This window comes from Candidatus Protochlamydia sp. R18 (assembly GCF_000648255.1).
GTDB classification, from domain to species: domain Bacteria; phylum Chlamydiota; class Chlamydiia; order Chlamydiales; family Parachlamydiaceae; genus Protochlamydia; species Protochlamydia amoebophila.
Map to the genome: position 1 here is coordinate 14003 of NZ_BASL01000737.1, position 12530 is coordinate 26532.

Annotated in this window: 14 protein-coding genes and 1 tRNA gene; 13 read left to right on the plus strand and 2 right to left on the minus strand. The window is 34.4% G+C overall.

Features of this window, described 5'->3' with window-relative positions; translation table 11 throughout:
• Window positions 1-175: 175 nt before the first annotated feature.
• From TY19_RS08450 to TY19_RS12925, 12 genes are all read left to right on the plus strand, one after another.
• Window positions 176-247, plus strand: a tRNA-Gln gene (locus TY19_RS08450).
• Window positions 248-264: 17 nt separating this feature from the next.
• Window positions 265-1206, plus strand: a complete 942-nt coding sequence (locus TY19_RS08455) for a ribose-phosphate diphosphokinase (protein ID WP_042281753.1) — start codon at window positions 265-267, stop codon at window positions 1204-1206.
• Window positions 1207-1368: 162 nt separating this feature from the next.
• Window positions 1369-1929 carry a 50S ribosomal protein L25/general stress protein Ctc gene (locus TY19_RS08460; RefSeq protein WP_042281755.1) on the plus strand — a complete coding sequence of 187 codons (561 nt, stop codon included), beginning with the start codon at window positions 1369-1371 and terminating at the stop codon, window positions 1927-1929.
• Window positions 1930-1942: 13 nt separating this feature from the next.
• On the plus strand, window positions 1943-2620 hold the full coding sequence (gene pth / locus TY19_RS08465; protein WP_079979277.1) for an aminoacyl-tRNA hydrolase: 678 nt from the start codon (window positions 1943-1945) through the stop codon (window positions 2618-2620).
• Between the two features lie 10 nt (window positions 2621-2630).
• Window positions 2631-2975 (plus strand): 30S ribosomal protein S6, encoded by a 345-nt coding sequence (rpsF, locus tag TY19_RS08470; protein WP_042281756.1) that lies wholly within the window; start codon window positions 2631-2633, stop codon window positions 2973-2975.
• 11 nt (window positions 2976-2986) lie between these two features.
• The gene (gene rpsR, locus TY19_RS08475) at window positions 2987-3247 is read left to right on the plus strand and encodes a 30S ribosomal protein S18 (RefSeq protein ID WP_011176137.1); all 261 of its coding nucleotides are present in this window, start codon (window positions 2987-2989) and stop codon (window positions 3245-3247) included.
• Window positions 3248-3270: 23 nt separating this feature from the next.
• Entirely contained in the window at window positions 3271-3756 is a 486-nt protein-coding gene (gene rplI, locus TY19_RS08480) for a 50S ribosomal protein L9 (RefSeq protein ID WP_042281758.1), read from the plus strand.
• An 82-nt stretch (window positions 3757-3838) separates the two neighbouring features.
• A complete protein-coding gene (ispE, locus tag TY19_RS08485; RefSeq protein WP_042281762.1) occupies window positions 3839-4672 on the plus strand; it encodes a 4-(cytidine 5'-diphospho)-2-C-methyl-D-erythritol kinase in 834 nt (277 codons plus the stop codon).
• A gap of 121 nt (window positions 4673-4793) precedes the next feature.
• The gene (rfaD, locus tag TY19_RS08490) at window positions 4794-5780 is read left to right on the plus strand and encodes an ADP-glyceromanno-heptose 6-epimerase (protein ID WP_042281763.1); all 987 of its coding nucleotides are present in this window, start codon (window positions 4794-4796) and stop codon (window positions 5778-5780) included.
• Window positions 5774-7135 carry a bifunctional ADP-heptose synthase gene (locus TY19_RS08495; protein WP_042281765.1) on the plus strand — a complete coding sequence of 454 codons (1362 nt, stop codon included), beginning with the start codon at window positions 5774-5776 and terminating at the stop codon, window positions 7133-7135. Before rfaD ends, TY19_RS08495 begins: the two co-directional genes overlap by 7 nt.
• Before the next feature lie 1426 nt (window positions 7136-8561).
• Window positions 8562-8798: a hypothetical protein gene (locus tag TY19_RS08500; protein WP_042281767.1), complete on the plus strand. Its 237-nt coding sequence runs from the start codon at window positions 8562-8564 to the stop codon at window positions 8796-8798.
• Window positions 8799-9021: 223 nt separating this feature from the next.
• Window positions 9022-9198 (plus strand): NUDIX domain-containing protein, encoded by a 177-nt coding sequence (locus tag TY19_RS12925; RefSeq protein WP_158383160.1) that lies wholly within the window; start codon window positions 9022-9024, stop codon window positions 9196-9198.
• Window positions 9199-9484: 286 nt separating this feature from the next.
• Here the strand turns inward: TY19_RS12925 and TY19_RS08510 are convergent, their stop codons facing one another.
• Window positions 9485-10261, minus strand: a complete 777-nt coding sequence (locus TY19_RS08510) for a hypothetical protein (protein WP_042281769.1) — start codon at window positions 10259-10261, stop codon at window positions 9485-9487.
• A 371-nt stretch (window positions 10262-10632) separates the two neighbouring features.
• Between TY19_RS08510 and TY19_RS08515 the strand changes: the two genes are divergently transcribed.
• Window positions 10633-11460 carry a hypothetical protein gene (locus tag TY19_RS08515; RefSeq protein WP_042281771.1) on the plus strand — a complete coding sequence of 276 codons (828 nt, stop codon included), beginning with the start codon at window positions 10633-10635 and terminating at the stop codon, window positions 11458-11460.
• Window positions 11461-11543: 83 nt separating this feature from the next.
• Here the strand turns inward: TY19_RS08515 and TY19_RS08520 are convergent, their stop codons facing one another.
• Window positions 11544-12449, minus strand: a complete 906-nt coding sequence (locus tag TY19_RS08520; protein WP_052354865.1) for a DUF6492 family protein — start codon at window positions 12447-12449, stop codon at window positions 11544-11546.
• Window positions 12450-12530 lie beyond the last annotated feature (81 nt).

Genomic DNA, 12530 nt, shown 5'->3' on the forward strand with positions numbered 1-12530 from the left:
TTTTGAAAAGACAATCTTTTAAAAGTAGCTATTTTATCTATTTTTTTTGAATTCATAAATCTCTAAATATTTATGTTTAGCTGCTTAATTTAATATTTTTTTCTTGTTTTTCTTGTTGCAAAAAAATCAAACCAAGAATATTATGTTATCTTTGTTAAAGCGATCGGTTCATCGATGGGGTGTAGCCAAGCGGTAAGGCAGCGGTTTTTGGTACCGCCATGCGGAGGTTCGAATCCTTCCACCCCAATGTTATAGGCAATTCAGATGCCCTTTTGCCACCAACCACTATTATTTGCTGGATCTTCACATCCCATTCTTGCAACTGAAATTGCCCAACAACTCAAAATTTCTCTTGGTCAAATGCAGTTAAGCAAGTTTCCTGATGGGGAAATAGGGGTGCAGCTTTTAGAGAGTGTGCGTGGTAAAGATACTTTTGTTTTACAATCGATTGCTCTTGATCCCAATTTTTATTTGATGGAATTACTAATTATTGTTGATGCCCTCAAAAGAGCATCAGCGCGAAATATTATAGCAGTGATTCCTTATTATGGATATTGCCGACAAGACCGTAAAGATAAGTTTGATGTGTCAATTACAGCGAAACTCGTTGCAAATTTATTGGTAGAAGCCGGCATAACGCGAATTTTGACAATGGATCTTCATGTAGATCAATTGCAAGGGTTTTTTGATATTCCTGTAGATCATCTTAGTGGACGTCAACTATTGATTGATGAATTACAGAAATTAGATTTAACTAATAGTATTGTTGTAGCTCCCGATATAGGAAGCGTCAAAACAGCTCAAACTTTTGCAAGTCAGCTCAGTGTTGGTTTTGCAATCGTTGATAAGCACCGGAAAAGTGCTATAGAAGTTGTAGACTATCACCTAATCGGGGATGTTAACGGAAAAGATGTACTTCTCGCTGACGATATCTGCTCAACTGGAGCAACATTAATGTCAGCAGCGAAAGCATGCCAAGAGAAGGGAGCAAATCGTATTTTTGCTGCATTTACCCACGGTTTACTTGTGGATGATTCAGTTAAGCAGATAGAAAATAGTTTGCTCGAAATAGTATGGATGACGAACACCATTCCTCATACTAAACGGTTAAAAGAAGCTTCTAAGCTTAAAACCGTTTCCATAGCCTCTCTTTTGACTCATGCCATCCAATGCATTGTATCGGATGAGTCCATTTCTTCTTTATAACATATATAAATGTGTGATAAACTTTTTTTTGAAAAAATGACTGAAAAATTTAGTAACGTAAGTTTTAAATAAGAAAAAAATCTATTTCAAACTATCTTTAGTAGGCAGGCTTCAAGTTTATCTTTTTAAAATTTATTTAACTTTATCCTTTTTGGGGGATTCATGAAATTGAAAGCAATATTAAGAACAGGCAAAAGCAAAAGCGAAATCAATCGCCTTCGCCGTGAAGGAATGATTCCAGCTGTTCTATATGTGAGAGGAAAAGAAGGCGAAACCTTAGCAATTAACAGTGCTGAATTTAATTCTTATCTACGTCATGTGAAATCTGGTCATCTTCCTACAACAATTTTTACCTTAGTTGATGAAAAGGGTTCAGAACGTCGTGTATTAGTGAAAGACATTCAGTATGCGATTACAACTTATCAAGTAATGCATCTTGATTTCGAAGAACTTATCGATGACCATAAAATTAATGTTAAAGTTCCTATTGAGTGTACAGGAACTGTAGATTGTGTGGGGGTTAAATTAGGTGGTGTACTTCGTCAAGTCATTCGGCATGCACGTATACGTTGTTTACCAAAAGATATGCCATCTTTCTTTGAATTAGATGTGCAAGAGCTGGGACTTAAGCAGTCTAAGCGCTTAAAAGATATGAATATTCCAGAAACAGTACGCCCTCTTATTGATATGAATGAGGTTGTAGCTGTTATTGTAAAACGTTAAGCTTTTTTAAGATGTGACAACTTCAACTTCGCAATCGTATCTTTTTGTAGGGCTTGGTAATCCAGGGCTTCAATATGAATTAACAAGGCATAACATGGGTTATCTTGTTATAAAAAGTTTAGCGAACAAGTTGGGATGGTCATTTAAAGAAGATAAACGTTTTAATGCTTTAATATCGAAAGGAATGGTTGAAAACAAATCTATCCACCTAATTTTGCCACTTACCTATATGAATTTAAGTGGAACAGCTGTTAAGCGTTATTTAGATTTTTTTAAATTGCCCATGACAAATCTATTTGTTGTGACAGATGATATATCTCTTTCATTTGGAAAGTTGAAATTGAAAACAATGGGAAGTGCGGGTGGGCATAACGGTTTAAAAAGTGTAGAGACTCATTTAGGAACCTCTCACTATAATCGTTTAAAAATGGGAATTGGACATCCTGGCGAAAAAAAATTTGCTAGTTATGTTTTAGATGTTTTCACTCAAGAAGAATTACAAGTTTTAGCGACTTTTGTTGATCGTGGAGTAGAAGTTTTACTCCGCTTAATTAAAGAGAGCGTTTCACAAGTGATGAACGCGGTTAACACAACTCCTAGCAAAGACAGATTAATGCCTTTGCCTAAAAAGCTTAAAAAAGCTTTAGAAAAGGAGTCAATAGATTTAACAAAACCCCCTTTGCAGGGTTAGGAGAATATACATGAGTCAAAAAGTACAAAACCTTTACGAAGGAATGTATGTCATTAGCGCAACGCTCAGTGATGATGCTCGCCATAAGGCTTTAGATAGAATTCAAACTGGAATTACTGGTCGTGGAGGAGAAATAAAAAAACTTCATGAGCAAGGAAGACGCCGTTTAGCTTACGAAATTGATGGCCACCGCGAAGGCTATTATTATCTCGTTTATTTTACAGCTCCTTCTGCAGCTATTTCTGATCTTTGGCAAGAATATCATTTGAATGAAGACCTTATTCGTTTTATTACTCTACGCACTGACGAAGTGATGGAGAAAATTGAATTTAAAACTCTAGATGAACAGCAGTAAGGAGTAGATTTATGCTACAAAGAAAACCAAAATATAATTCTGACTACTCTGATGCCCGCTCTAAAAAGCGTAAGCGTTGCCCTTTTACTGCGGCAGGAATTAGAGAAATTGATTACAAAGATATAGATACTTTGACAAAATTTATCACTGAACGTGGTAAAATCTTACCAAGACGAATTACAGGCGTATCTGCTTATCATCAAAAGAAATTGACAGCAGCCATTAAACGCGCCCGTCATGTGGCGTTGTTGCCATTTGTTGCTGAAGTTTAAGAATCATACGAGGAGATAACAGTATGGCACAGTTGTTGTTAATAAAAGATGTGGAAGCACTTGGTAGAAGTGGTGAAATCGTTAACGTGAAGCCTGGTTTTGCTCGTAACTTTTTACTTCCCCAAAGTTTAGCCGTTATCGCTGATAAAAACACCTTGCGTATGCAAGAGCGTTTAAAATCTGAACGTGAAAAACGGGCGATTGCTGATAAGAAAGAATCAGAAGCAGTTGCTATGCAAATTGAAGGAATGACTTTAGTACAGGTTGTTAAAGTGGACCAAGAAGGGCATATGTATGGTTCTGTAACAGTGGCGGAAATCGTCCACCTTATTCAAGATCACGCAAAAATTGAACTTGAGAAAAAAGACATTCAATTAAAGCATCCGATCAAGACAACAGGAGTGCATTCTCTCGTTGTTAAATTAAAAGAAGGTGTAACGGCAAACTTTAATTTAAAAGTGATGTCTGAAGAAGGATATCGTGCGAGTTTAGAAGAACAAAAAGCTTAAGGCGGCTTAAGCTTTCTTGTTCTAATTTGTAAGGCGCAATTAAATTTAATTGCGCCTATCTATTATTGAGTTAATAAATAGTATGTTTTCCATTCGATTATTTTCACCGGCAAAAATAAATTTATTTTTAAAAGTTATTGGCAAAAGAGCGGATGGGTATCATGAGCTTTCCTCACTTTTTCAAACAATCTCTGCTGGGGATATTTTAACATTTCAAAGGCAGACAGTAGATACGCTCACCTGTTCAGATCCTTATCTTCCCACCGATGATTCTAATTTAGTTCTTAAAGCCATGCGTTTATTTCGTTCAAAAACTGGTTTGGATTTACACTTACGCATTCATTTAGATAAACGACTTCCTTCTCAAGCAGGGCTTGGAGGAGGTAGCAGTAATGCTGCGACTACTCTTTGGGCTTGTAATCAACTAGCAGGAGAAATCGTAACAACAGAAGAGTTAATGCAATGGGGATCCGAAATTGGGGCAGACATTCCTTTTTTCTTTTCCAAAGGAACTGCTCATTGTACTGGCAGAGGAGAATGTGTAAATTCTTTAGACCCTTTAGCTCATTGTAAAATTTGGATTGTTAAGCCTCCTTTTGGACTTTCGACTCCTGAAGTTTATAAGCACTTAAATTTCTCTCAGTCTAATGAAAATAATAACGATTATGCAAGCTTTAAAGAAAAACCTTATTTTAATGATTTAGAAGCTTCGGCTTTTGAAATCAAACCTGAATTAAAAATACTAAAAAATACTCTTCTGTCTTCTGGTTTTGATACAGTGCTTATGTCTGGGTCAGGATCTTCTTTTTTTTGTATTGGTCAAGGGCAAATTCCTGCTTCTTTTAAAGCTTTTTCTGCGTACTTTATCAACCGTTCATCCAATCGTTGGTATTCTACGCTGCCCAAATTAACCTGACGCTTGTTCCATTAGCCCTAGGAATGCCAAATTTATTTTTCCAAAATTTAATTTTTAGTTCTTTCTTGTCTTATTTATGATAGACTATAGATTTATTTATTTTTTTTGATGAGTTCGAATAATGAAAATATATGATGATCAATTAATAGTAATCACAGGTGGAGCTGGATTTATTGGCTCTTGTCTTGTTCGCTATTTGAATAACAAAGGAATGACGAATCTCCTGATTGTTGATGAACTTGGGCACAGTGAAAAATGGAAAAATCTTGTTGGTAAAAAATTTGTCGACATCATTCCTAAACATCAATTATTTAATTGGTTAAATGGAAAAGAATCCTTGATTGAAGCGTTCGTTCATTTAGGAGCTTGTTCAAATACATTAGAGAAAGATGCTAGTTACCTTTTAGAAAATAATTACCGCTATACAGTTCAATTAGCTGAGTATGCGTTAAAACATGAACATCGCTTTATTTACGCTTCTTCAGCAGCCACTTACGGAGATGGCTTAAAGGGATTTCAAGATAAAGAAAACGAGTTGTACTCGCTTGAACCTTTAAATATGTATGGCTTTTCTAAGCAGCTTTTTGATCAATGGGCTTATACAGAAGGAGCCTTAGAAAAAATTGTGGGATTAAAATACTTTAATGTATTTGGTCCTAATGAATATCACAAAGGGCGAATGGCCTCAGCTGTGAATAAAATGGTGCCAGAAATTTTAAAGGGTGAAACAGTCAAACTTTTTAAATCAAGCGAACCTCATCTTTATGCAGACGGAGAGCAAAAAAGAGATTTTATTTATGTCAAAGATGTTGTTAGAATCACGTGTGCATTTTTAGAAAACGACGTTGGAGGTTTATATAATGTTGGTAGCGGGGAAGCTTCTACATGGAATTCCTTAACATATGCTGTTTTTAAAGCTCTCGATTGTCCTGTCAAAATTGAATATGTTGACATGCCAAAAGAATTGGTTGGGAAATATCAAAATTACAGTCGTGCAGATACAAAAAAACTTGAAACGATACTAAAAGATCAATCTCATCCCATGCTTTTGGAAGCTGCTATTGAAGATTATGTAAAAAACTATTTGGTGACGAAGAAAATATGGTAGCGTTAGCAAATACATTGCGAGATTTAAAACCTGTTAAGGTAGCAGTAATTGGAGATTTCTTATTAGACACTTATACTATAGGAAGGGCTAAAAGAATTTCTCCTGAAGCTCCTGTTGCTGTCATTCATGTTCACCATGAAGAGCATAAACCAGGAGGAGCCGGAAATGTTGTGCTCAATTTAATTTCGTTAGGTGCACAGGTAACAGCGATAGGTAGAACAGGTAAGGATTGGGGGGGCGATGTTCTTTGCAATATCTTAAGTCAAGAAGGAGTTGATACGTCAGCTATTTTCAACCAACAAAGATACAGAACACCTGTCAAAAACCGCGTTATTGCAGAAAATCAACAAATTGTCCGCATAGATTTTGAAGAAATTGTCTCCCTTGATACTCAATTAGAGCAAGAAATCATTCTTGCTATCCCAACCTTTATGCATGATGTTCAAGCGATCGCGATTTCCGATTATGGTAAAGGTTTTCTAACAGATCAGCTCCTTAAAGCTATCATTGATTATGCTAATAAAAATGCCATTTTGGTTGTAACAGATCCAAAAGGACACGACTTTTCTAAATATACTCAAACAACTTTAATTAAACCTAACCTTTCGGAAGCTTATGCAGCAGCTGGGTTACCGCCTTCAACACCACTTGATTTAGTTGCTCAAAAAATCTTGCATATCACTCAAGCACGCTTGTTAATGATTACCCGTTCAGAAGCTGGTATTTCCCTTTTTGAATCGTCGGGAACTCGGCAGGATTTCCCTGTTCACGCAAAAGAAGTTAAAGATGTTACGGGTGCTGGCGATACCGTGTTGGCTATGCTCACTTATGCTTTGGCGAATAAAACTACTTATTCAGTAGCAGCTCAACTTTGCAATGTCGCAGCTGGAATTGCCATTGAGCAGGTGGGATGCGCAAGAGTCACTTTATCAGATGTCGCTTACAGATTATTTCAACATGATATGAAACATAAAGTCTTTGATCATGAGCAAGTGTTTGTACTTCGAGAAGTCCTGAAGAAAAATCCTTTCAATCTGCTAATTATACAATGTATTGAAAGCATCTCTTTATCTCTTTTTCAATCGATTCAAGAGTTGACAGTTGGCGAGCAACCTCTTTTAATTTATGTAATAGATTCCGAGCTTTCTCGATTGGGAATAGATATGCTTGCCTCTTTAAAAGAGGTTAGTTTTATACTTATCCAGCAAGATAATCTAAAGTTTTTATGCAGCGATGTAAAACCTGCTAAATCATATGCCTATGATGGTCATCACCTTCAATGTGTGGATCCTGAATCTTATCTTTTAAATGTTTGGCTGCATGACGATTTAAAACTTCCAGTCACTTTGAATTAACAAGATTTAGGAATTTCTATATTTTTTAATTTTTGATTACATGTTTTGATAAATATGAGTGATGGTTTTGTAAACAATCCTATATTCAAATAAACGCTATACTGTGTTAACAGGTATTTATTTTTGCAAGAGGGTTTTAGCATGAATATCAAATCAATTTAGCTTTTCAATGGGAATGTCAACTGAAAGCTAAGAATTGGATGTTAGAGATTGTTGAAAAAGTTATTCTATTCCATTCAGCTATCTCTTAACTTTAAATGGAAATGATTGGATATTTTTTTAACAACCAAAAGAGTCGGCAGTATTTTTGTTCGCAAATTATGGCTATTTTTTTATGTGAGTTTGAATAATTGAAATATAGATAGAATTTGAGTTTTTCACATTCAAACGATATAAGCTAAACTCTGGCAGAATATTCACAGGGCCCTACCTTCAATAAATCCAGCGTTCAAGTTGAATAGTCCGATATACTTGATAAATAAGGCATAAATAACATATCGACTGAATGAGAAGTCTCGGTCCTGCGTGAGCAGACTTTTCAGTGATAAAAATGATAAAAATAGAAGAAAACTTGGCGAGCCCTGACAAAAGCTCCATCTGGAAGCGCAAGCTTAAAAATCATTTCGCTTAAATTTCTTTTGCTCGCCTCTTCAAATAAATATCTAGACACCGTTGATCCAATTTCTTCATCCGAATTTAGGATCACTTCTCAACTAATTTAGTCAGCATAAGAAGAATTTTCCAATGCCATCATTAACATCGTGATCAGAATAGTCAGTCCATTTCATGCCAGTCACTCTTGGGCCAATCCAAGTATAGTGGTTTTTCTCTACAACTACTTAAAGTGGGCTATAAGGAGAGCGAACAGGATCAAAATGTCTAGCGAATAAAATTTTAATTGGTGCTGGAGGACGTTTTCTTATTCTTAAAACTTACTTGCAGGGCGATTGAATTGGCTCTCATTTAGATCCTAACCTTGTCGAGCAGGAAGCTAAATTAATTCTATCTCATCTCCTAAACACAGGAAATTACGTCATAATAGAACTGTTAGTTTTTTCAAATCTTTCGTGTAATAAGAAAAAGAATGAATGGAAGACTAAATTTTGACGCGGATTTTGCAAGTAACCAGACTGGCTTTTCAATTCACTTTAAATAAAGAATAAGGATGAGGGCGGAATAAAATATCCATTTGTAATTCTCTATTTATTTGTCTATGGTCTTCATTGCATTAGATTTGTGAATGATTTAAAAATTATTTACATTAAAGAAAAAATCAACTTTTCAATTCGCTTGTGTATAAATTGGCGTATCCGCTAATGTGACTTCTACTAAGGGGCTGGCTTATGTTTTCCTCTTTTTTTAGACCCTTTCAATGTCAGTTTAGTTTGATCTTTTTCCTTAATTGAATCTATTTATCAGGAGAAATATGAGCAATTGTAGTCGAAAGCATTTACAAGAGGTTTTAGATAAAAATCCATCTTGTTATGTGCTCATTACCTGCGGAGAACCAACAGAAGATGGACAAATGCAAGTCGAAATGACTTATGAAGGTGATGTTACGTTGGCTTCTTATCTTTTACAAGGTGCACAATTGTGCATAGATCAAGAAGAAGAAGAAGAAGCGTGTATACAGTCTGCGCCAAAAATTCAGTTAGTAAAGTAAACTTTCTTGGTTAAAAGTAAGCTCTTTAAAATCCGAAATTTTAATTTCGGATTTTTTTCGCCAAGGGATTTGATCCATATTTCCTAATTATTTTAATAACTAGGCAAAAGGATGTTGGATAAAGTTATTGGGAGCCCTAAGAATGTTATTCGAGCCAAAGCTATTGGTATCATTTGCTTTGAAAATCGCCTCCTTGTTTGTGAAGTTTTAAATAATGAGGGGGTTGCTTAAAGATTGGTGTTCATTAGGAGGTGGGGTAGAATTTGGAGAAACCTTTGAAAAAGCTATTCGCAGAGAAATTTTTGAAGGGTTAGGATGTCAGATTACTATTCTTAATAATTCAACAGTTTGTGAAAATATCTTTGAGCATTATGGTATAAAAGAACATGAAGTAATTTAATGTTTCCATTTCTGCTTCATGATTCAGAAATTTATCAAAGACAAAGATTTCAGATTAAATAAGATAGCGGTTTTTTATATTGGGTAGAGTAAGCAGAATCAAATTGTTTTAAAAAACAGAGGAGGTTTTATTTCCTTTATCGCCGCTTCTTTCCAAAACTGAAACATTAAAGTAAAAGTCATTTTTTTTAATTTTCTTGAAAATATTCCATAAATCCCTTGCCAACAGCAAATTTTTCTAAAATTCTATTGGATAGAGAGTGGATAATTGATTGCAAAGAATCTTTTTATTTTAGTTTAATTTCTTGATTTTCTAACGCTCTAAAAATTTCTAAGGCGTAAGCTTGGCTTTCTGGTCGAAGAAATGGCATCGCTTTTTGTAAATAACCTTCTCTTTTTTCCTTCCACTTTTCAGTATCAATGAAAGTGATTTTGTTTTGATAGGTGAAAGGCATATTGTGAAGCATAGAGTCTAAACCCCTAAAACAAAAAACTACAAAGCAAAGCTCTTTCAATAATTCTTCTTGAATATGTTGGTAATGAAGTGCGACTTCTCCCATGGGATCTACCCCACCTTCACAAATATCCATTTCTTCCACAATTAAAATATAAGTTTGCTCTTTCGTTTTCGAATCAGAAAACTTTTTTGGAAGAGGATATAGCCATTTTTTAGGAACGATAATATGGTTTATATGATTGCGTATAATAAATTGACTCAGTGCTTTCGCACCTGATGCTCTCTTTAAGTAATTGTTTAACTGTTTTTTAGCTGAAACTGTATTTTGAAATTTCTTAAATAAATAATTTTTTACAGTTGGATGGCGAGCTACCATTAACTTGCGATGAACGCGATCAAGCACTTGGAATCCTGAGAGATGCCACTCTGTGGGAGAATCAAACATGTTTGGAGTTTGAAAAAGATTTTTTAAGGGAATTTGTAATGGGTGATTTTTAGGTAGTAAGTATTGCTTTATTTCATATTCTCTAGCATTTAAAGCTGGGAAAAGATAACAGAAAGATACCATCATTATTACATAGATTGAAAAAATTATTGTTTTTTTCATAGACCTCTTTTTGAAAAGGTAGTTTTGTCCATCAGCATTTTTTATAAGGTAAAAGTTAATAACAGGTACTGGAAATAAAGTCATTCCTTCAAATTTTCTATTTATTTTTTTATTGTGCTATTTAAGTAAGTTAACGATTTATCCTTGTTATTTTCGAAAAAATAATAAAGATCAATTTTTTAACTTATTTCTGAATAAGCGTTTTATTTTTTATTCGATAGTATTAATTGCACTAAAGGATTAAACTTTTAAACTATCTATTAAATCGCGAATTTTTTTTAGCTTAATTTTTAGGGTTCAAATTAAGTGTTTAGAAAATATAAATTCAAAAAGCAAGTAACTCGGTTGTAAATCTCACATTAGGTTTTAGTATGTTAAATCTTCAGTCTAAACTTTCATTTTTTCATTTTTTTTTCCTTTTTCTGATTGTTTTTGGCGAATTACCTGCCCAACTAGATCTCCAAAAACAAGAAAAAAACACTTGTCAAAACAAATTTCTCGAACCATATTTACTTCCTCGCAGACATCCTTTACACGATGCTTTAAAAATGATTTTTAAAGATTCAAAAATGTTTAAATCTTCTGATCATTTTAAACAAGCAGGTTTTAAAGTCATTCATGGTCACCGTAAACTTATGGTGGGATCCCATTATTATGTACAAGGTTATTTGTTTAAGAAATTCCCAAATAGTATGACGCAAGAGAGACAACTCGAAAATTTTATTAAGCGTCTCCAAGGGGCAGAAATTTTGCGTCAATACGTTTTAAAACATGGATTTAACCATCTGGTGGTGCCAAAAAAATGGCTTTATAGGTTACCTAAATCATTTTCTCAGGGTGATAAAGATCCATCTTACCTTTTAATTGTTGAAAACATGGACATTTATAATGATTACAAAAATCCGAACGGAATGTGCATGCAAATGTACTATCATATAAACATCGATGTATTGACAGAGCTTTGTACTGTTTTACATGCGGTGGGAGGATGCGATGCCTTTCCTCGCAATCAACCTTTTACAAAATCTGGAAAAATTGCCTTTGTAGATACTGAGCATGTAGGGAAAATGAAAGGACATTTTCTTAAGCATATCGTTCCAGTTTTAAATCCTGATATGCAAGCTTATGCTGTTGCTTTATGGAATAAGCTTGAGCAAGAGGAGCAAGAAAAATCTCATTTCCAGAGAGTTCGTCCTTAAATTTGTTTTGGGGCTCAAAAAATATTCAATGCATTTCTTAGTTTACAGAAACATAAGACGAGAAATGCATTTTCTATCAATTATTATTGAGTTCCATAAATACTTGGCCATTTACCAATCATATAAGTATGAAAAGAGACAAAGTGATATCCATCTCTTTTATAATAAACCCAATCAGCTAAATGAGCACTATTAGCCCATATTAAAGGGCGAATTTGAACTTGATCAGTGTGCCTTAAAGCATAATTATAATAAATTTCGTATTCGGAAGCACCTTTCTTTTCTGCTTCCACATCCACACAGTTACAGAAAGCAATCCAAAAAGCTTTTTTATGGTAATTCTCAACTGTCTTGAACATTTCTTTTAAAATAGGTTTTTGAAATAGCATATGATGACAAACACTATAAACTTCTGGATAAATTCTTTGGTAACCGGGAAGTAGTTTTTCTGCATGTCTAAAATACGGTTTTTTACCTGGAAAAGGACTGACGCAAAATAAACCTCCATGCCTCTCATTAATAAAGCTTACAGGATTCATAAAGAGGGTATCGGCATCGATGACTAACACATTAGAAGAAATATCGGGGATAACAAAAGCAGAATAAAGTTTGAGAAGTTGTTGAAAATACCAGCCAGCTCCTCGTCCCGTTTTTTTAAAAAAAGTCTCTGCCTTTTTTTTGTCTCCTCTCCCAATGACTTTTGTAATAGTGTCTTTGCTGAAGGGAAATTGACGTTCGTCAAACCATTCGGCACAGTCTGTTAATTTAGTTTCGGAAACCACAATCACACGTCTAATTAAAGCACCATTATCTTTAATTCCTTGAATGCAATAATCTAGGGTATTTCTATCTTTTGGATGAGAAACAATTACGACATCGATAGGATCGGCTTTAAGAGGATAGATTTTTTTGAGAGAGTCCTTTTTTTCAGCGTAGAGAAAAATATTTATACACATGAAAAATAAAATGTATAATAAGCGTTTATTCATACAAGCTCCCCGTCATTTGTCTTGAATCTTTTATAATCAGAAGAGTTATTAACAATATAAAAGTTTTTCGTAAATAAGATT

Bases quoted from the DNA above. Each gene is read 5' to 3' on its own strand.
- TY19_RS08455 (WP_042281753.1), top strand. From the start codon at position 265: ATGCCCTTTTGCCACCAACCACTATTATTTGCTGGATCTTCACATCCC.
- TY19_RS08460 (WP_042281755.1), top strand. From the start codon at position 1,369: ATGAAATTGAAAGCAATATTAAGAACAGGCAAAAGCAAAAGCGAAATC.
- rpsF (WP_042281756.1), top strand. From the start codon at position 2,631: ATGAGTCAAAAAGTACAAAACCTTTACGAAGGAATGTATGTCATTAGC.
- rpsR (WP_011176137.1), top strand. From the start codon at position 2,987: ATGCTACAAAGAAAACCAAAATATAATTCTGACTACTCTGATGCCCGC.
- rplI (WP_042281758.1), top strand. From the start codon at position 3,271: ATGGCACAGTTGTTGTTAATAAAAGATGTGGAAGCACTTGGTAGAAGT.
- ispE (WP_042281762.1), top strand. From the start codon at position 3,839: ATGTTTTCCATTCGATTATTTTCACCGGCAAAAATAAATTTATTTTTA.
- rfaD (WP_042281763.1), top strand. From the start codon at position 4,794: ATGAAAATATATGATGATCAATTAATAGTAATCACAGGTGGAGCTGGA.
- TY19_RS08495 (WP_042281765.1), top strand. From the start codon at position 5,774: ATGGTAGCGTTAGCAAATACATTGCGAGATTTAAAACCTGTTAAGGTA.
- TY19_RS08500 (WP_042281767.1), top strand. From the start codon at position 8,562: ATGAGCAATTGTAGTCGAAAGCATTTACAAGAGGTTTTAGATAAAAAT.
- TY19_RS08510 (WP_042281769.1), bottom strand. From the start codon at position 10,261: ATGAAAAAAACAATAATTTTTTCAATCTATGTAATAATGATGGTATCT.
- TY19_RS08515 (WP_042281771.1), top strand. From the start codon at position 10,633: ATGTTAAATCTTCAGTCTAAACTTTCATTTTTTCATTTTTTTTTCCTT.
- TY19_RS08520 (WP_052354865.1), bottom strand. From the start codon at position 12,449: ATGAATAAACGCTTATTATACATTTTATTTTTCATGTGTATAAATATT.